The 16598-nt window shown below is 66.3% G+C and carries 18 protein-coding genes and 1 other RNA gene; 12 read left to right on the top strand and 7 right to left on the bottom strand.

Translation table 11 applies throughout. The features are described 5' to 3' along the window. Window positions 1-159 precede the first annotated feature (159 nt). On the bottom strand, window positions 160-2112 hold the full coding sequence (locus tag L2U69_RS03775; protein ID WP_236105126.1) for a PAS domain-containing hybrid sensor histidine kinase/response regulator: 1953 nt from the start codon (window positions 2110-2112) through the stop codon (window positions 160-162). Window positions 2113-2288: 176 nt separating this feature from the next. Here L2U69_RS03775 and thiS point away from each other — a divergent pair, with 176 nt between their 5' ends. Together thiS and L2U69_RS03760 are read left to right on the top strand one after the other, a co-directional pair. Further along, window positions 2289-3272, top strand: coding sequence for a sulfur carrier protein ThiS (gene thiS / locus L2U69_RS03765; protein ID WP_268967213.1), 984 nt, complete (start codon window positions 2289-2291; stop codon window positions 3270-3272). Window positions 3273-3368: 96 nt separating this feature from the next. Then, window positions 3369-3845, top strand: a complete 477-nt coding sequence (locus L2U69_RS03760; RefSeq protein WP_236105091.1) for a hypothetical protein — start codon at window positions 3369-3371, stop codon at window positions 3843-3845. 48 nt (window positions 3846-3893) lie between these two features. Here the strand turns inward: L2U69_RS03760 and L2U69_RS03755 are convergent, their stop codons facing one another. After that, window positions 3894-4688: an enoyl-CoA hydratase gene (locus L2U69_RS03755; protein WP_236105077.1), complete on the bottom strand. Its 795-nt coding sequence runs from the start codon at window positions 4686-4688 to the stop codon at window positions 3894-3896. 120 nt (window positions 4689-4808) lie between these two features. Here L2U69_RS03755 and L2U69_RS03750 point away from each other — a divergent pair, with 120 nt between their 5' ends. The 3 genes from L2U69_RS03750 (at window position 4809) to rpsI (ending at window position 6554) form a co-directional block, all read left to right on the top strand. Further along, window positions 4809-5420 carry a glutathione S-transferase family protein gene (locus tag L2U69_RS03750; protein WP_236105071.1) on the top strand — a complete coding sequence of 204 codons (612 nt, stop codon included), beginning with the start codon at window positions 4809-4811 and terminating at the stop codon, window positions 5418-5420. A gap of 159 nt (window positions 5421-5579) precedes the next feature. Then, entirely contained in the window at window positions 5580-6038 is a 459-nt protein-coding gene (gene rplM, locus L2U69_RS03745; protein ID WP_236105065.1) for a 50S ribosomal protein L13, read from the top strand. 3 nt (window positions 6039-6041) lie between these two features. Beyond that, on the top strand, window positions 6042-6554 hold the full coding sequence (gene rpsI / locus L2U69_RS03740; protein WP_236105063.1) for a 30S ribosomal protein S9: 513 nt from the start codon (window positions 6042-6044) through the stop codon (window positions 6552-6554). A 55-nt stretch (window positions 6555-6609) separates the two neighbouring features. Here rpsI and L2U69_RS03735 read toward each other — a convergent pair whose 3' ends face one another. Continuing rightward, window positions 6610-7509: a LysR family transcriptional regulator gene (locus L2U69_RS03735; protein ID WP_236105061.1), complete on the bottom strand. Its 900-nt coding sequence runs from the start codon at window positions 7507-7509 to the stop codon at window positions 6610-6612. A 120-nt stretch (window positions 7510-7629) separates the two neighbouring features. Between L2U69_RS03735 and L2U69_RS03730 the strand changes: the two genes are divergently transcribed. Next, complete coding sequence (locus tag L2U69_RS03730; protein ID WP_236105059.1) at window positions 7630-8061, top strand: DoxX family protein; 432 nt, start codon at window positions 7630-7632, stop codon at window positions 8059-8061. 107 nt (window positions 8062-8168) lie between these two features. Then, window positions 8169-8867 carry a DUF4336 domain-containing protein gene (locus tag L2U69_RS03725; RefSeq protein ID WP_236105058.1) on the top strand — a complete coding sequence of 233 codons (699 nt, stop codon included), beginning with the start codon at window positions 8169-8171 and terminating at the stop codon, window positions 8865-8867. A 16-nt stretch (window positions 8868-8883) separates the two neighbouring features. Here the strand turns inward: L2U69_RS03725 and ssrA are convergent. Further along, window positions 8884-9209, bottom strand: a transfer-messenger RNA (tmRNA) gene (gene ssrA, locus L2U69_RS03720). Between the two features lie 56 nt (window positions 9210-9265). On the opposite strand from ssrA, the gene L2U69_RS03715 reads away from it, so the two are divergent. The 3 genes from L2U69_RS03715 to L2U69_RS03705 are packed head-to-tail and all read left to right on the top strand — an operon-like array spanning window position 9266 to window position 11564. Then, the gene (locus L2U69_RS03715) at window positions 9266-10078 is read left to right on the top strand and encodes an ion channel (protein WP_236105056.1); all 813 of its coding nucleotides are present in this window, start codon (window positions 9266-9268) and stop codon (window positions 10076-10078) included. Window positions 10079-10089: 11 nt separating this feature from the next. Further along, window positions 10090-11055: an FAD-dependent thymidylate synthase gene (gene thyX / locus L2U69_RS03710; RefSeq protein WP_236105054.1), complete on the top strand. Its 966-nt coding sequence runs from the start codon at window positions 10090-10092 to the stop codon at window positions 11053-11055. Beyond that, the gene (locus L2U69_RS03705) at window positions 11052-11564 is read left to right on the top strand and encodes a DinB family protein (protein ID WP_236105049.1); all 513 of its coding nucleotides are present in this window, start codon (window positions 11052-11054) and stop codon (window positions 11562-11564) included. Before thyX ends, L2U69_RS03705 begins: the two co-directional genes overlap by 4 nt. Here L2U69_RS03705 and L2U69_RS03700 read toward each other — a convergent pair. Genes L2U69_RS03700 through xseA form a run of 3 tightly spaced genes read right to left on the bottom strand, consistent with a single transcriptional unit; the run spans window position 11546 to window position 13995 of the window. Next, on the bottom strand, window positions 11546-12346 hold the full coding sequence (locus tag L2U69_RS03700) for a M23 family metallopeptidase (RefSeq protein ID WP_236105048.1): 801 nt from the start codon (window positions 12344-12346) through the stop codon (window positions 11546-11548). The two genes, L2U69_RS03705 and L2U69_RS03700, sit on opposite strands and share 19 nt — an antisense overlap. Beyond that, the gene (locus L2U69_RS03695; protein ID WP_236105046.1) at window positions 12343-12543 is read right to left on the bottom strand and encodes a DUF2093 domain-containing protein; all 201 of its coding nucleotides are present in this window, start codon (window positions 12541-12543) and stop codon (window positions 12343-12345) included. The genes L2U69_RS03700 and L2U69_RS03695 overlap by 4 nt, the downstream gene beginning before the upstream one ends. Window positions 12544-12555: 12 nt before the next feature. Further along, window positions 12556-13995 carry an exodeoxyribonuclease VII large subunit gene (gene xseA / locus L2U69_RS03690; RefSeq protein ID WP_329605361.1) on the bottom strand — a complete coding sequence of 480 codons (1440 nt, stop codon included), beginning with the start codon at window positions 13993-13995 and terminating at the stop codon, window positions 12556-12558. Window positions 13996-14061: 66 nt separating this feature from the next. Between xseA and purD the strand changes: the two genes are divergently transcribed. Both purD and L2U69_RS03680 read left to right on the top strand, forming a co-directional pair. Then, complete coding sequence (gene purD, locus L2U69_RS03685) at window positions 14062-15336, top strand: phosphoribosylamine--glycine ligase (protein WP_236105045.1); 1275 nt, start codon at window positions 14062-14064, stop codon at window positions 15334-15336. A gap of 55 nt (window positions 15337-15391) precedes the next feature. Next, a complete protein-coding gene (locus L2U69_RS03680) occupies window positions 15392-16468 on the top strand; it encodes a phosphotransferase (RefSeq protein WP_236105041.1) in 1077 nt (358 codons plus the stop codon). Window positions 16469-16598: the final 130 nt, after the last annotated feature.

The raw sequence follows: 16598 nt of genomic DNA, 5'->3' as shown, positions 1-16598 counted from the left end.
CCCTCGGAAAGTGACGCTGGCGGAAAGTGACACTGGCGGAAAGTGACGCCGGCTGGCCGCCCCGGCACCGGATGAATCGCTGCCGCTATGGGCTGGCGAACATTACAGTGGCGGCGGTGCGGGCGCAAATGGCCAGGCATGGTCCCGCGCGGGTGCCCGTCACCCCTTGTGGTGCCGGTCGAGAACTTTCTGGACGACCTGGAACAGGGCGCCGAAATCGACCGGTTTGGAGACGTAATCGTCCATGCCGGCCTCGAGATAGCGCTCGCGGTCGCCGCGCATGGCATGCGCCGTCACCGCGATGATGGGAACCGTGCCGTGGGGCGGGGGCAATTTGCGGATCTCCGCCGTCGCCTGGATGCCGTCCATCTCCGGCATGCGCACGTCCATCAGCACGAGATCGAATTCCTGCTCCGTGGCCTTGGCCAGGGCTTCGACCCCGTCATTGGCGAGGGTGACCGAATGACCGGCCGCGCCCAGCCGCGCCAGCATCAGTTTCTGATTGTATGGATGATCCTCGGCAACCAGTATTTTCAGGGAGTTGGGAACCGTATTTTCAGATCTTTTCTCGGCTGCGGCCTTCTCGATCCGGGCGCCGTCCTCGTAACCTTCGGCTTCGACCACGTCGAAGGGCAGCGTGACCCAGAAGGTGGAGCCGCGTCCCGGCGCGCTGACCAGGCCGATATGGCCGCCCATCATCTCGGTCAGCTGCCGGCAGATGGCGAGGCCGAGGCCGGAGCCGCCATAGGTGCGCGCGGTATCGGCATCCGCCTGCTCGAACTTGCGGAACAGGCGGTTCTGCACGTCCTCGGCGATGCCGATGCCGGAATCCTTCACCTCGAAGCGCAGCACGACCTTCTCGCCCATGGAGGCCTCGCGTTTCACGCGCAGCGCGATGAAGCCGGACGAGGTGAATTTGACGGCGTTGGAGACCAGGTTGACCAGGATCTGGCGCAGGCGGTCGGGATCGCCGATGAGGGCAGAAACGCCGCGCAGATCATTGGTGACGAAGAATTCCAGGCCCTTGCGGTTGGCCTGGCTTTCCCAGACGGCGGCGATGCCGTCCAGCACCTCGTTCGGATCGAACGGCCGGTCGTAGAGTTCGAAGCGGCCGGCCTCGATCTTGGAGAGGTCGAGGATGTTGTTGAGGAGGGTGAGCAGGGTCTCGCCCGATTTCTGCACCGCCTCGGCATATTCGCGCTGCTCGGTGGTCAGCGGCGTGTCCATGAGGAGCCCGGTCATGCCCAGGATGCCGTTCATGGGGGTGCGCAGCTCGTGGCTCATGGTCGCCAGGAATTCGGATTTGGCCCGGTTGGCGGCATCGGCCTGCTTGGCGGTGGTCACCGCCTCCATCGCCTCGATCCGCTCCGAAAGATCCCGGATGATGCCGACATAGACCTTCTTGCCGTCCGCCATCGCCTCGCCGACGGAAAGTTCCATGGGAAAGGTCGACCCATCCTTCCGCTGGCCGACGACTTCGCGGCCGATGCCGATGATCTTGCGGACCCCGGTGCGCTGGTAGTTGGAGATATAGCCGTCGTGTTCCTCGCGGTAGGGCAGCGGCATCAGCATGCGCACGTTGCGGCCGATCACTTCCGACGCCGGATAGCCGAACAGCTTCTGGCAGGCGGGATTGTAGATCTGCACCTTGCCGGCGTCGTCGATGATGATCACGCCGTCGACCGCCGTCTCGATGACGGCGCGCATGGTCGCCTCGGAGGCGCGGATGGCTTCTTCCGCGCGCTTGCGCTCGGAAATGTCGCGAATGATGCCGACATAGAAGTTCTCGCCGTCGGCGGATGTCTCGCCGACCGAGAGTTCCATGGGGAAGGTGCTGCCGTCCTTCCGTTGGCCGACGACCTCGCGGCCGATGCCGATGATCTTGCGGATGCCCGTGTTGCGGTAATTGTCGAGATACGAATCATGCTCGTCGCGATAGGGCGGGGGCATCAGCATGCGCACGTTCTGGCCCAGAACCTCGGGCGCGGCATAGCCGAACAGTTCCTCGCAGGCGGCATTGTACATTTTGACGCTGCCGTTGCGGTCGATGATGATGATGCCGTCGACCGCCGTGTCGATCACGGCCTTCAGCTGGATGGCGCTGCTTTCCACGTTTCATACCCCGCGTGGTTTCCCGAAAGTCGCCCTTCGGCGCCAGACCATGAATGGAGCCGGGATGGCCTGCAAGATGGCAAAACTCGCTAACCAAAAGGTTAACTCGGGCCCGGCGATCCCCTATATGTGACGGGCGAACCCCGGAAAGCAGGAATCAGCGGACGAGAATGGATATGAACATCACCGTCAACGGCGACGCCATGGAGTTTCACGGCCCGGCGACCGTGGCGTCCCTGATCTCGCAGCTGGGTCTCGACCAGGGCAAGGTGGCGGTCGAGCGCAATCTGGAGATCGTGCCGCGTTCCACCTATGACGCCGTTTCGCTCGCCGACGGCGACCGGATCGAGATCGTGCATTTCATCGGCGGCGGCGACCATGCCGGCGCCGACGACGATCACTGGACCGTCGCCGGGCGCCGCTTCACCTCGCGCCTTCTGGTCGGAACAGGCAAGTACAGGGATTTCGAGGAGACCCGCGACGCCATTGCCGCCTCGGGCGCCGAGATCGTCACCGTCGCCGTGCGCCGGGTGAATCTGGCGACGCCGGGCGCGCCCATGCTGGTCGACTATCTCGATCCCAGGCACTATACCTTCCTGCCCAATACCGCCGGCTGCTATACGGCCGACGACGCGGTCCGCACGCTGCGCCTGGCGCGGGAGGCGGGGGGCTGGAACCTCGTGAAGCTCGAGGTGCTCGGCAATGTGAAGACCCTCTATCCCAACATGCCCGAGACCCTGAAGGCGGCCGAGGTTCTGGTGAAGGAAGGCTTCGAGGTCATGGTCTATTGCGCCGACGATCCGATCGCGGCGAAGCGCCTCGAGGAGATCGGCTGCTGTGCCATCATGCCCCTCGGCGCGCCCATCGGCTCCGGCCTCGGCATCCAGAATGCCGTCAATATCCGCCTGATCATCGAGGAAGCGAAGGTGCCGGTTCTGGTCGACGCCGGGGTCGGCACCGCGTCCGATGCCGCCGTCGCCATGGAACTCGGCTGCGACGCGGTTCTCATGAATACGGCGATCGCCGAGGCGAAGGAGCCGATCCTGATGGCGCGCGCCATGAAGGCGGCGATCGAGGCCGGCCGTCTCGCCTATCGCGCCGGCCGCATGCCGCGCAAACTCTATGCCGATCCGAGTTCGCCGCTGGCGGGGCTTATCTAGGCGCGAATCTTCATTCCCGCTTAACGATCTTTGCGGGATCATCATCGCGGTCTTTCCGGCAAAATGGCATGGCCTGCCGTACGGGAGTCACCGGTGATGCTGACGTTTCGCGACTATGTGCTCTTGACGCTCCTCTTCCTGCTCGTCGCGGCCGGCGTCTATTTCGGCGCCGAATGGATCGAGCGGCGAATGCCCCGCGACGGCGCGTCACCGCCCGGCCGTGTGGCGGTGGAAACGCGCGGAACGCCCGCGCCCGCTTCGAGGCCGTCCTCGACGTCGATATCGCCGGACGCCGCGATGTTCTTCGGGGACGACGGGAGAATGCTTGCCGAAGTCCGTGGCAATATGACCCGGGATTGCCGGTCGTCGATCGGCCGGGGCCCGCTGGGCCAGGCATTGGATCGGGCGACGATCGACAATCTGTGCGACTGTCAGGTCGACTGGCTGGAAAGCGAACTGCGGAACGGACAGTTCTCGCTCGCCGATATGGAGGCGATGGTCAACGGGCAGTCGGTGCCGACGGAGGTGGATGCCCGTTTTCGGGCCTCGGTCGAACGCTGCATGAGCCGGTGAGCCGGCCCGAGGGCGATGCCCTTCGGGCCTGCCGCGCTGGCCCCGACTTCAGCAGCCGCACCAGACCGGGTGGCGCTTCTCGATGAAGGCGCCGACGCCTTCCTGGGCATCCTTGGCCAGCATGTTCCGGGTCATGACGGCGGAGGCGTAGTTGTAAGCCTCCTGGGTCGTCTTCTCGACCTGGGCATAGAAGGCTTCCTTGCCGATCGACAGGGTGAGGGGCGATTTCGAGGCGATGCGCGCCGCCATCTCGTGGACCGTCGCATCGAGGGCATCCGCCGGCACGGCCCGGTTGATCAGGCCATAGCGTTCGGCCGTCGCGGCGTCCATGGCTTCGCCGGTCAGCAGCATTTCCATCGCCTGCTTGCGCGGCACGTTGCGGGTCAGCGCCACCATGGGGGTGGAGCAGAACAGACCGATGTTGACGCCGGGCGTCGCGAAACGCGCGCCCTCCGCCGCGACGGCGAGGTCGGCGGTCGCGACGAGTTGGCAGCCGGCGGCCGTCGCCATGGCGTGAACCCGGGCGATCACGGGCTGGCGCAGCGACTGCATGCGCAGCATCAGGTGGCTGCAGCGCGCGAAGATGGCGCCCAGACGCTCTCCGTCCTCGCCGATGGCGCGCAATTCCTTCAGGTCGTGGCCGGCGCAGAAGGCGGGACCTTCGGCCGCCAGGACGGCGACCTTGACCGAATGATCGGCATCGATGGCGTCGAAGGCGTCGATCAGCGCCGCCATCATGTCCATCGACAGGGCGTTCCGCGCCGCCGGGCGATTCAGGGTGAGGGTGGCGATGCCGTCGCGATCCTCGCGCAGCACCGGGGGCGCGCCATTCATTGCGTTCATCGAAATCTCCCTGGCGGATCACGTTCCGGCCGAATTGTTTTCCGGCCGAATTATTCGTTTGGCCATGGCGGCCGCTTGCGGCAAGCCTATCGTCTCGTGCTGCAGCGCCGGAATTAGACCATGATCGAACTCTACACCGCGAAGACGCCCAATGGCCGCAAGGTCTCCGTCATGCTCGAGGAATTGGGCATGGACTACAGCGTCCATGCGATCGACCTCGGCAAGCGGGAGCAGTTCTCGCCGGAATTCCTGGCCCTCAATCCGAACAACAAGATCCCGGTGATCCGCGACACCGACACCGGACAGGTGGTCTTCGAGTCGGGCGCCATCCTGATCTATCTGGCCGAAAAGGCCGGGCGCCTGCTGGCGCCGGTGGGCGAGGCGGCCCGCGCGGAACAGCTCGAATGGCTCTTCTTCCAGATGGCCTCCATCGGGCCCATGATGGGCCAGCTCTTCCACTTCCGGAATTATCAGGGCGAGCCCCAGACCTACCCGCTTTCGCGATTCTCGGGCGAGGTGGAACGCATCTACAACGTCCTGGAGACAAGGCTCGCCGCCGCCCCCTATCTCGGCGGCGCGGACTATTCGGTCGCAGACATCGCCTCCTACCCCTGGGTGAAGCTGGGCGGCTTCCTGGGCGTCGATGTCGAGGGCCTGCCCGGCGTCACCGCCTGGCTGGAGCGCGTGGGCGGCCGCCCGGCGGTCCAGCGCGGTATCGACGTGCCCGCCTGACGGGCTCACCAAAAATCAGCGGGTTAGGAAACGGTAAAATAATACCGTATCGATAAGATGCTGATTTCATTGCGCTGAAGAGGCTTGATTTCGCTCCGCTGCTCTGCCTATATGCCGGCCTCCGCCGGGCCCGCCGCCCGGCTCAACGAGGTTCGAGCAATGAAGACCTATTCCGCGAAGCCGGCGGAAGTGACAAAGAAGTGGGTGGTGATCGACGCCGAAGGGCTGGTCGTTGGCCGTCTCGCATCGATCGTCGCCAACCGTCTGCGTGGCAAGCATCTGGCCACCTTCACGCCCCATGTCGACATGGGCGACAACGTCATCGTGATCAACGCCGACAAGGTGCAGTTCACGGGCCGCAAGCGTGAGACCCGCAAGTTCCACTGGCACACCGGCCACCCGGGCGGCATCAAGTCGCGCACCATGGCCCAGATCCTGGATGGCCGCCATCCCGAGCGCGTCCTGATCAAGGCCGTCGAGCGCATGGTGCCCCGTGGCCCCCTCGGCCGTCAGCAGATGTCGAATCTGCGTGTCTATGCCGGTTCCGAACATCCGCATGCCGGTTCCCAGCCCGAAGTCCTGGACGTCGCGGCCATGAACCCGAAGAACAAGAGGTAAGCCATGGCCGAGAACCAGGCTCCCCAGACCCAGCCCCGCACCCTGCAGGACCTCCGCTCGCTGACCGCCGGCGAAGGGACCGCCCCGACCGCCAGCAACACCCCCGACGCCAAGAAGGCGATCGATGCCAAGGGCCGCACCTACGCGACCGGCAAGCGCAAGGACGCGGTCGCCCGCGTCTGGGTGAAGCGCGGCACCGGCCAGGTCACCATCAACGGCCGTGACATCCAGACCTATTTCGCGCGTTCGGTTCTGCGCATGATGCTGAACCAGCCGTTCCAGGTCGCCAACCGCGACGGCCAGTACGACGTGATCGCCACCGTCTCCGGCGGCGGCCTGTCGGGCCAGGCGGGCGCCGTCCGCCACGGCATTTCCAAGGCCCTGACCTATCAGGAGCCGGAACTGCGCCCCGTGCTGAAGGCCGGCGGCTTCCTGACCCGCGACAGCCGCGTGGTCGAGCGCAAGAAGTACGGCAAGGCGAAGGCCCGCCGCAGCTTCCAGTTCTCGAAGCGCTGATCGCTCTTCGCGAGGAAATCGGGCCCGGCAGGCGACTGCCGGGCCCTTTTTCGTTTCAAGTCCAGTCCTGTACGCGAAGAGCTTCGGCCAGCCAAAGGCCGGCGGGGCCCGGCGCCTGCCCGGCGCGGTGAACCACGCGCAGCGGATAGAGCATGTTCTCCCAATCGTCGATCGCGAGGCGACGCAGGCGCCCGGCCGCGAGATCGTCGCGGACGAGGGGGGCTGGCATGCTGCCCCAGCCGATGCCGGCCAGCAGCAGGGCGTGCTTGGCGCCGAGATCCGCCAGCCGCCAATTGCGCGCGGCAAGGACGACGAAATCCCGCCCCGCCGTCAGGGGCGAGCGGTCGGACAGCACGAGTTGCAGGTGCTCTCGTGCCGTCTCGGCCGTTATTGGTCCCTCGGCGCGGGCCAGGGGATGATCGGGGGCGGCGACGGGCACGAGGCGGAGCGCGCCGGCGGCGACACCCTGCAGATTGTCGTGGACCTGGGGCAGGGGCCCGGTGACGCCGAGATCGGCGCGCCCTTCCAGCACCATCTGGACGACGCCGCCCAGGGCCTCGACCTGGAGACGAAGGGTGACGGTCGGGAATTCGATCCGGAACCGTTCGAAGACACCGGCCAGGACAGCCATCGGCAGCATGGCATCGACCACCAGCGCGACTTCTGTCTCCAGGCCGGCACGCAGGCCCCGGGCGCGGGCCAGCATACGGTCGAGGCGGGAGGCGACGCCCCGGCTTTCGGCCACCATGGCGGCGCCTGCCTCGGTCAGGCGCGGTTTGCGCGTGCCTGCCCGTTCGAACAGGGCAAGGCCCAGTTGCGCTTCGAGGTTGGCGATCTGATAGGAGACGACGGAGGTCGCCCGTCCCAGATGCCGGGCGGCGGCGGCGAAGCCGCCCTGGTCCACAACGGCCAGGAGAACCTGCATCTGGTCGAGAGTGGGGCTGCGCGGGTCCATCGTTCCAATATCTAGAATGTTTCATACGATATTATCCAGATTTTATGGAATGATCATAGAGGCCATCTTTCGGGCCATGGATGCCGCGGCGCATCCCCGGACATCGAAAGGACCAACGCCATGACCAATGAAACCCGCTTCCTGCCCCTCGGCGGCCGTGTGCTGCTCGCCACCATCTTCCTGCTTTCCGGCATCGCCAAACTGTCGGCGGCCGAAGGCACCATCGGCTATATCGCCGCATCGGGCCTGCCGCTGCCGGAGCTCGCCTTCATCGGCGCCGTCGCGGCCGAAATCGGCGGCGGCATTCTGCTGATCGTCGGCTATCAGACCCGGCTGGTCGCGCTCGGCCTCGCGCTCTTCTCGCTGGTGACCGCCTTCGTCTTCCACGGCGCCTCGGGCGATCAGAATCAGGAAATTCATTTCCTGAAGAATCTCGCCATCGCCGGCGGGCTGCTGCAGGTCGTCGCCTTCGGGGCCGGCAGCCTCAGCCTCGACGCCCTGCTGCGCAACCGCCGGACGTCGCCCGCCGGCCGCGTGGCCCAAGGTGCCTGAATATGGGCGCCTGAATTTGGGCGCCTGACGCAACCCTGTCGATCGAACGCCCGGCCTTCGCGCCGGGCGTTTTCCTGTGCCATGCTGGCCGCGAGAGGGGAGCACGGATGCCGACACCATTCGGACCGGAGATCTGGATCGCCGAAGGTGCCCCGGTGGTGGCGGCCGCCGGCTTCCACTACCCGACGCGCATGACGATCCTGCGCCTGCCCGACGGTGGACTCTTCGTCTGGTCGCCCGTCGATCTGAACGGGGATCTGCGGACGGCGGTCGAGGCGCTGGGACCGGTGCGCCACATCGTTGCGCCCAATGCGCTGCATCACCTGCATCTGGCCGCCTGGATCGAAGCTTTCCCATCGGCGAAGGTCCACGCCGCACCCGGTCTTCGGGTGAAGCGCCCGGATATCGCCTTCGATGCCGATCTCGGCGATGCGCCGGATCCGGCCTGGGGCGGCGCCGTCGACCTGGTGGCGATGCGCGGCAATCGGATCACGACCGAAGTCGTGTTCTTCCATGGGCCGAGCCGCACCGCGATCTTCACCGACCTCATCCAGCAATTGCCGCCGGGCTGGTTTTCCGGCTGGCGCGCCGTGATCGCCCGGCTGGACCTGATGATGGAGGCGGAGCCCATGGTGCCGCGCAAGTTCCGTCTGGCCTTCACCGACCGGCGGGCGGCCCGTGTAGCACTCGACCATATCCTGGCCTGGCCGGCGGAACGGGTACTGATGGCCCATGGCACCCCGGTGACGCAGGATGGGCAGGCCTTCCTGGCACGGGCCTTTCGCTGGCTGAAGCCGCGAGACTGAAAGAGAAAGAGGGAGAAGTGGGGGGCTTCTGTTGCCCGGTGCCCCCCGTACCGCGCTTACCTAAAATTTAGGCAGCGAGCGCCATTTCGTTGTCGTTGGCACTTGTAGGTTTGACCCGATAACGGCGGTATCATGCCGAGCGAAAGAACGTCCCTTTACTACGCACGTCGATCCTGTTTCGCCCCCAGCATCAACCCACCGGCATTCTTTCCCGATGGATTCATGGTGGAGGCGCCGGGTACCGCCCCCGGGTCCGCAACGTCTATTCCGAACTTCGTTTATCGCCATAGTCGGTTGCCCGACACGCAAGATATAGGGCATCGCCCCCCGGAATTGAAGACGTATACTGCGGGGCCCACAGGCGGTGGAATCGGGCGACGGCGGAATCGGGCGGGGGAATGACGGAACAGGACGGCAAGACGGCGCACCGGGCCCGCGTGCGCAAGCAGCGGCCGAGCCTGCGCCTGCTGGTCGCGGATCTCTATCGCGGCACCGACCCGGTCACGGTCGGCTTCCGCTATTTCCTCCTGGGTTTCGACCTCGTCACGGTCGCCTATTTCGTCACCGTCTCCTTCTTCTTCGATTCGACGATCTGGGAGATCGACGTCGCCATCGGTGTTCTGATGGCGCTGGACGTCGGCGCGCGGACCTGGATCGCGCCGCGCTTCTGGCGCCACGTCGTGCGGCCGTCGACCCTGTTCGACCTGATCGTCGTCGCCTCGCTGCTCATGCCGGCGTTCGAGAGTCTGGCCTTCCTGCGCATCCTGCGGGCCCAGCGGATCGCCGTCTCCTACCAGGTGCTCGGCCATCTGAAGCATCTTTCGCCCTGGCTGGAGGAGAAGGAGCTGGCGGTGCGCGCCGGGCTCAATCTCTTCGTCTTCGTCTTCGTGATGTCCGGCATCATCTTCGTGTTCCAGCACCGGGGCAATCCCGGGCTGCACACCTATGCCGACGCGGTCTATTACACGGTCACCACGCTGACCACGACGGGTTATGGCGATGTCGTCCTGACCGGCACCTGGGGGCGGCTGCTGTCGGTCATCGTGATGATCGTCGGCGTCTCCCTGTTCCTCAATCTCGTCCGGGCGGTGCTTCGGCCGGCGGGCATCTATCTGAAATGCACCGGCTGCGGCCTGATCCGGCACGATCGCGACGCGATCCACTGCAAGCATTGCGGCACGCTGCTGAACCACCGGCACGGAAGCGTCTGAAAGACCAAGACATGAGCATGACCCCCGAGCAACAGGCCGAAATCGACGCGCTGCGCGGACAGAGCTTCACCACGCGGCGCGCCACAGTGCCCGCGCTCGAAGAGATCCTCTACGACGCCATTCCGGTGCTCGACCACGGCTTCATCCGCGTCGTCGACTATATGGGCGACGATGCGGCGGTGGTGCAGGCGGCGCGCGTCTCCTACGGCAAGGGCACCAAGAAGGTGCGGGAGGACGCGGGCCTGATCGCCTATCTGATGCGCCACCGGCATTCCACGCCATTCGAGATGTGCGAAATAAAATTCCACGTCAAACTGCCGATCTTCGTCGCACGGCAATGGATCCGCCACCGGACCGCCAATGTAAACGAGTATTCGGCACGCTATTCCCTGTTGGATCGGGAGTTCTACATCCCGAAGGCGGAGCATATGGCGGCGCAATCATCTTCCAACCGCCAGGGCCGGGGTGACGTCCTGCCGCCCGATCAGGCGGAAAAGGTGATGGCACTGCTGCGCGCCGATGCGGAGCGCAGCTACGACCATTACCTCGAGATGCTCGGCACCTCGGAACAGGAGCCGGAGGAAGACCGGGGGCTTGCCGCGTCGGCCGAGACGGTGGCCGTCACCGGCCTCGCGCGGGAACTCGCGCGGATGAACCTGTCTCTGAACTTCTATACCCAATGGTATTGGAAAACAGACCTTCACAACTTCATGCATTTTCTCAGCCTGCGCGCCGATCCCCATGCTCAATACGAGATTCGGGTCTATGCCGAGGCGATGGCGGAGGTGCTGCAGCGCTGGGTGCCGGCCACCCATGACGCCTTCGTCAATTACCGCCAGGGCGGTGTCCTGCTGTCCGCCAAGGCGCTGGCCGTCGTGAAATCCATGCTCGACGGTGCACCCATGAGCCGGGAGGAAAGCGGGCTTTCGATCCGCGAATGGAAGGAAGTGATGGCGACCCTGGGGCGGGATGCATGAAACGCCTCTTCGTCCAGATGGCGGCCTATAACCGCTGGGCCAACCGGCGGCTCTATGCCGCCGTGGCCGATCTGGCGCCGGATGAATTCACCCGCGATCTCGGTGCCTTCTTCGGTTCCGTCCGGGGCACTCTGAACCATCTGATCGTCGCCGACAGCATCTGGATGGAACGCTTCACGGGCGAGCGTTTCATCGAGGTGAAGGGCCTCGATTTCATACCGTTCGAAGCGTTGGACGATCTGGCGTCGGCACGCGCCGACATGGACGCCTGGATCATCGACTTCGTGGCGGGGCTGGACGACGCGGCGCTGGAGCGCGAATTCACCTATTCGACCATGACCGCCGGGCGCTTCACCAATCGCCAGGCCGACATGCTCCAACACCTGTTCAACCATCAGACCCATCACAGGGGCCAGACCCACGGCCTCCTGTCCCTGCTGAAACGCGATCCACCGCCGTTGGACCTGCTCTACTACATCCGCGAGATGGCTCAGGACGCCGGCAGATAGGGCGCCGGGTCGAGCTGGAGGCCGTACCACGCCAGGCCGAAATGCAGATGCGGGCCGGTGACGCGGCCGGTGGCGCCTGAAAGCGCGATGGTGTCGCCGGCGGCGACGGTCTGGCCGACCTTCACGTCGACGCGGGAGAGATGGGCATAGAGCGTCTGCACACCGTAGCCATGATCGATGATGACGGTGCCGCCGGTGAAATAGAGGTCCGGCTCCGCCAGGGTGACGACACCGCCCATCGCCGCCGCGATCGGGGTGCCGGTCGGCACCGCGACGTCGAGGCCCAGATGGGGGTTGCGCGGCTGGCCGTTCAGGATGCGCTGGCTGCCGTAGACGCCTGAAATCGGCCCCTTGGCCGGCCAGACCAGGCCGGCCTGCCAGTCGGTGCGCGTACTGTCGACGGCGCGGGCATTGGCGATCACCCGGCGCTCGGCCTTGATCCGTTCCATCGCCTGGGCGTTCGGGTTCACCTTGGCCGGCGGCAGGCCGTCGATGCGCTGGATCTTCCAGTCGCCCTTGGCGATCGGCCGGCGGATCTGGCTGTGGCCGCCGTCGGCGCTGGTGACGTCCAGCACCATCTCCCCCTCGGCGTCGCGGCCGAGGCCGAGGACGAAACGCCCGTCCGGCGCGATGTTCAGCTTGCGGTCGCCGAAGCGCACCGTCTCGCCCGGTTCGGCATGGCCGGTGATCAACAGGCCCTGTCGGACCTCGCCGTCGACCGTGGCGGCCTCCGCCGCGCCGGCGGCGAGCAGGAAGAGGGCAAGAAGGGCGCCGCGCATCATGCCCCGGCGACTTCGGCCGCGCGCTTCAGGGCGGCCTCGGGCGAGACATAGGGTTCCTGGCGATCGACCGACCAATAGCGCAGGTCCTCTAGCGCGATGCGCTGGCCGGTCGCGGCGCAGATGACATAGGAGCCGGGCCACAGCACCTTGAACTGGCCGTGGTCGTAGAGAAGCTTGGCGGGGGCGGCGGAATCCATGGATGCACTCGTTCAGATCAGGGTGCCCTGCTCGGGCGGGGTCGTGTCGCTCTTCTTACGCCTTCTGGCGGGGGGATCGCCAGCCACGAGCGCATCGATCTTGCCGTCGGCGAATTCGACTTCCAGCCCGTCGCCGGGACGGATGGCCTTGGCGCTCGACGTCAGGCGGCCCTCGTGACGGACCACGGCATAGCCGCGCGCCAGCACCCGCTGATAGGACAGGCTTTCCAGCAATTGGGCGGTGCCGGCCAGAGCCCGGGCACCGTCCTCGACCTTGCGGCGGGCGGCAGGGGCGAGGCGCGACGCCCATTGATCGAGGATCGCCGCCTTCTGCCCGATCTCCCCCAACAGAACCTGGGGCCGGAGCCCGCCCGAAACCTCCGCCAGGCGGCCGCGACGATCGGCGATCAGGCCGAGCAGGGCGCGCGGCAGCCGCTCCCCCAGATCATCGAGGCGTTGTTCCGCCGTCTCGATCAGGCTGCGGGGATGGCGGAGGCCACGCGTCAGGCCTTCGAGCCGCGTCTCCTGTTCCGACAGCAGGCGGCGTTCGGCGATCCGGCCGCGCTTGCCCAAGTCCTCCACCCGGTCCAGCAGTTCGGCGCGCACGGGCACCGCCATTTCGGCGGCGGCGGTCGGCGTCGGGGCGCGGCGGTCCGAGGCGAAATCGATCAGCGTGGTGTCGGTCTCATGGCCGACGGCGGAAATCAGGGGGATCGCGCTTTCGGCGGCGGCGCGCACCACCACTTCCTCGTTGAAGGCCCAGAGATCCTCGAGGCTGCCGCCGCCCCGCGCCACGATCAGCAGATCGGGCCGGGGCAGGACGCCGCCGTCCTGGATCGCATTGAAGCCCCTGATGGCGCGGGCCACCTGTTCGGCGGCGCCATCGCCCTGGACCGCGACGGGCCAGACCAGGACATGGCGCGGAAAACGGTCGTTCAGGCGATGCAGGATGTCGCGGATGACGGCGCCGGTGGGCGAGGTGACGACGCCGATGACCGCGGGTAGGAAAGGCAGGGGCCGCTTTCGCTCCTGCGCGAACAGACCCTCGGCCGCGAGCTTGCGCTTGCGCTCCTCGAGCAGCGCCATCAGGGCGCCGGCGCCCGCCGGTTCGATGCTTTCGGCCACGATCTGATATTTCGAACGGCCGGGATAGGTGGTCAGGCGGCCGGTGACCACGACCTCCAGCCCGTCTTCCGGCCGGAACTTCAGGCGTCCGGCGACATTCCGCCAGGCGACCCCGTCGAGCACGGCATCGGCATCCTTCAGGGCGTAATAGAGATGGCCGGAGGAATGGCGCTTCACCCCCGACAGCTCGCCCCGCACGCGGACGAGGCCGAAACGGTCTTCCACCGTGCGCTTCAACTGGGCGGAGAGTTCCGAAACCGAAACCTCGGCCATATTGGCGGCCGGATTCGGCTGCGGATTCGGGGCGGCGGTGTCTTCCATGCTCATGCGAACATGATACAAGCAGGGCCGAAAAACGGTCGAGTTTGAATTCAGGACCCGAGGTAGAGGCCCATGAACGTATTGGTGATCGGCGGCGGCGGACGCGAACATGCCCTGTGCTGGGCGCTGGCGAAGTCGCCCGACCTGGGACGGCTGTTCTGTGCGCCGGGCAACGGCGGCATCGCCCGGGTCGCGACCTGCATCGACCTCGATTTCAAGGACATCGACCGCGTCTTCGCCCTGATCCGGTCGGAGAAGATCGATTTCGTCGTCATCGGGCCGGAGGCGCCGCTGGTCTTCGGCCTTGCCGACAAGCTGGCGGAGAAGGGCGTCAAGGTCTTCGGGCCGAGTGCCGCCGCCGCCCAACTCGAAGGCTCCAAGGGCTTCACCAAGGATCTCTGCGCCCGCCACGGCATTCCGACCGCCGCCTATGGCCGCTTCCACGACAAGGACTCGGCGCTCGCCTATCTGAAGACCCGGCCGGTGCCGATCGTCGTGAAGGCGGACGGGCTCGCCGCCGGCAAGGGCGTCGTCATCGCGACCACGCGCGAGGAAGCGGAGGCCGCCGTCGAGGATTGTTTCGCCGGGCGCTTCGGCTCCGCCGGTTCCGAAATCGTGATCGAGGAATGTCTGGTGGGCGAGGAGGCGAGCTTTTTCGCCATCGCCGACGGCCGCCATGTCGTGGCGCTGGGCAGTGCCCAGGACCACAAGCGCGCCCATGACGGCGACACCGGCCCCAATACCGGCGGCATGGGCGCCGTCGCCCCGTCGCCCCTGATGACCGATGCCATGGTCGACGAGGTGATGGACCGCATCATCCGCCCGACCGTGGCAGCGATGGCGGCGGAAGGCATGCCGTTCAAGGGCGTGCTCTACGCCGGGCTGATGCTGACCGCGAGCGGCCCGCAGCTGATCGAATACAACGTCCGCTTCGGCGATCCTGAATGCCAGGTGCTGCTGGCCCGGATGAAGACCGATCTGCTGCCGGTGCTGACCGCCGCCGCCGACGGCGTGCTCGACACGCTGGACATCGATTGGGATCCGCGCCCGGCGGTGACCGTGGTGATGGCGACCAAAGGCTATCCCGGCACGCTGGAGCCGGGCGGCGAGATCCACGGCATCGATGCCGCCGATGCCCTGCCGGACGTCACGGTCTTCCATGCCGCGACCAGGGCGGCGGGCGATCATTTCGTGCCGACCGGTGGGCGCGTGCTGAACGTCACGGCCCTCGGGGCGACCATCGCGGAAGCCCGGGACAAGGCCTATGAAGCGGTTGGCAAGATCGACTGGAAGGGCGGCTTCAACCGCACCGACATCGCCCTGAAGGCGATCGCCGCGGCGGGTTGACCGGGAATTGCGAGCGGCCTAGCGTCCCTCTCCAACGAATTCGGGGAGAGTACGCATGGTCGTCACGGCATCGTCGGAACAGGGCAGCGACATCGGCGCGGTGCGCGACGCGCATCGCTTCGACGAGGCGAAGCTGGAAGCCTATCTGACCCAGGCGATTCCCGGTTTCGCCGGCCCGATGACGGTCCGCCAGTTCAAGGGCGGCCAGTCCAATCCGACCTATCTGCTGGAGACGCCGGCGCGGCGCTATGTGCTGCGCAAGAAGCCGCCGGGCAAGCTGCTGGCCTCCGCCCATATGATCGAACGCGAATTCAAGGTGATCGAGGCGCTGGCCGCGACCGACGTGCCCGTGGCGCCCGCCTTGCTCCTCTGCGAGGACGCGGCGGTGATCGGCACGCCGTTCTACGTCATGGGCCATGTCGAGGGCCGCGTGCTGCGCGATCCCCAGCTTCCCGGCATGGACCGGGCGGAACGCGCGGCGATCTATGATTCCATGAACGACGTCCTGGCGCGCCTGCACAAGGTCGACGTCAATGCGGTCGGCCTCGGCGAATTCGGCAAGCCGGGCAATTATTTCGAGCGCCAGATCGGGCGCTGGTCGAAGCAGTACGAATTGGCCAAGACCGACGAGACGCCGGCCATGGACAAGCTCATGGCCTGGCTGCCGGCCAATATCCCGCCGGGGGACGACGTCGCCCTGGTGCATGGCGACTACCGGCTCGAGAATTCGATCTTTCACCCGACGGAGCCGCGCATGCTGGCGCTGCTCGACTGGGAATTGTCGACCCTGGGTCACCCGCTGGCCGATCTCGCCTACAATTGCATGCCCTATCACATCGCCGATCCCACCATGGGCAATCTGATGGGCGTGGATTTCGCGGCGACGGGCGTGCCGAGCGAGGCGGATTATCTGGCCGCCTATTGCCGGCGGACCGGGCGGGACGGCATTCCCAACTGGGAATTCTATCTGGCGTTTTCCATGTTCCGTCTCTCGTCGATCGCCCAGGGCGTCTACAAGCGCGGCCTCGACGGCAACGCCAGTTCCGAGAAGGCGACCATGTATGGCGCCGTCGCCAAATTCCTGGCCGAACTCGCCTGCGAGACCCTGCGGAACGCCAACCGCGACATCTGAAGAAAACGCCCCCTCGCTCCCGGCACGGTTTCCGGCAAGAACCCGTGCCGGCATGGGCGTCGGAGCGAATTGCCGCTTGGCGGTTCGGCAATGCGTTCCGGAGGGAGAGAGGCCGGAGCGAGGGGGCGAC

The organism is Zavarzinia marina (assembly GCF_021568905.1).
GTDB classification, from domain to species: domain Bacteria; phylum Pseudomonadota; class Alphaproteobacteria; order Zavarziniales; family Zavarziniaceae; genus Zavarzinia; species Zavarzinia marina.
Note: the sequence above shows the minus strand (reverse complement) of the source record. Positions and strands in the feature narration are given on the sequence as shown.

Bases quoted from the DNA above. Each gene is read 5' to 3' on its own strand.
- thiS (WP_268967213.1), top strand. From the start codon at position 2,289: ATGAACATCACCGTCAACGGCGACGCCATGGAGTTTCACGGCCCGGCG.
- L2U69_RS03760 (WP_236105091.1), top strand. From the start codon at position 3,369: ATGCTGACGTTTCGCGACTATGTGCTCTTGACGCTCCTCTTCCTGCTC.
- L2U69_RS03755 (WP_236105077.1), bottom strand. From the start codon at position 4,688: ATGAACGCAATGAATGGCGCGCCCCCGGTGCTGCGCGAGGATCGCGAC.
- L2U69_RS03750 (WP_236105071.1), top strand. From the start codon at position 4,809: ATGATCGAACTCTACACCGCGAAGACGCCCAATGGCCGCAAGGTCTCC.
- rplM (WP_236105065.1), top strand. From the start codon at position 5,580: ATGAAGACCTATTCCGCGAAGCCGGCGGAAGTGACAAAGAAGTGGGTG.
- rpsI (WP_236105063.1), top strand. From the start codon at position 6,042: ATGGCCGAGAACCAGGCTCCCCAGACCCAGCCCCGCACCCTGCAGGAC.
- L2U69_RS03735 (WP_236105061.1), bottom strand. From the start codon at position 7,509: ATGGACCCGCGCAGCCCCACTCTCGACCAGATGCAGGTTCTCCTGGCC.
- L2U69_RS03730 (WP_236105059.1), top strand. From the start codon at position 7,630: ATGACCAATGAAACCCGCTTCCTGCCCCTCGGCGGCCGTGTGCTGCTC.
- L2U69_RS03725 (WP_236105058.1), top strand. From the start codon at position 8,169: ATGCCGACACCATTCGGACCGGAGATCTGGATCGCCGAAGGTGCCCCG.
- L2U69_RS03715 (WP_236105056.1), top strand. From the start codon at position 9,266: ATGACGGAACAGGACGGCAAGACGGCGCACCGGGCCCGCGTGCGCAAG.
- thyX (WP_236105054.1), top strand. From the start codon at position 10,090: ATGAGCATGACCCCCGAGCAACAGGCCGAAATCGACGCGCTGCGCGGA.
- L2U69_RS03705 (WP_236105049.1), top strand. From the start codon at position 11,052: ATGAAACGCCTCTTCGTCCAGATGGCGGCCTATAACCGCTGGGCCAAC.
- L2U69_RS03700 (WP_236105048.1), bottom strand. From the start codon at position 12,346: ATGATGCGCGGCGCCCTTCTTGCCCTCTTCCTGCTCGCCGCCGGCGCG.
- L2U69_RS03695 (WP_236105046.1), bottom strand. From the start codon at position 12,543: ATGGATTCCGCCGCCCCCGCCAAGCTTCTCTACGACCACGGCCAGTTC.
- xseA (WP_329605361.1), bottom strand. From the start codon at position 13,995: ATGAGCATGGAAGACACCGCCGCCCCGAATCCGCAGCCGAATCCGGCC.
- purD (WP_236105045.1), top strand. From the start codon at position 14,062: ATGAACGTATTGGTGATCGGCGGCGGCGGACGCGAACATGCCCTGTGC.
- L2U69_RS03680 (WP_236105041.1), top strand. From the start codon at position 15,392: ATGGTCGTCACGGCATCGTCGGAACAGGGCAGCGACATCGGCGCGGTG.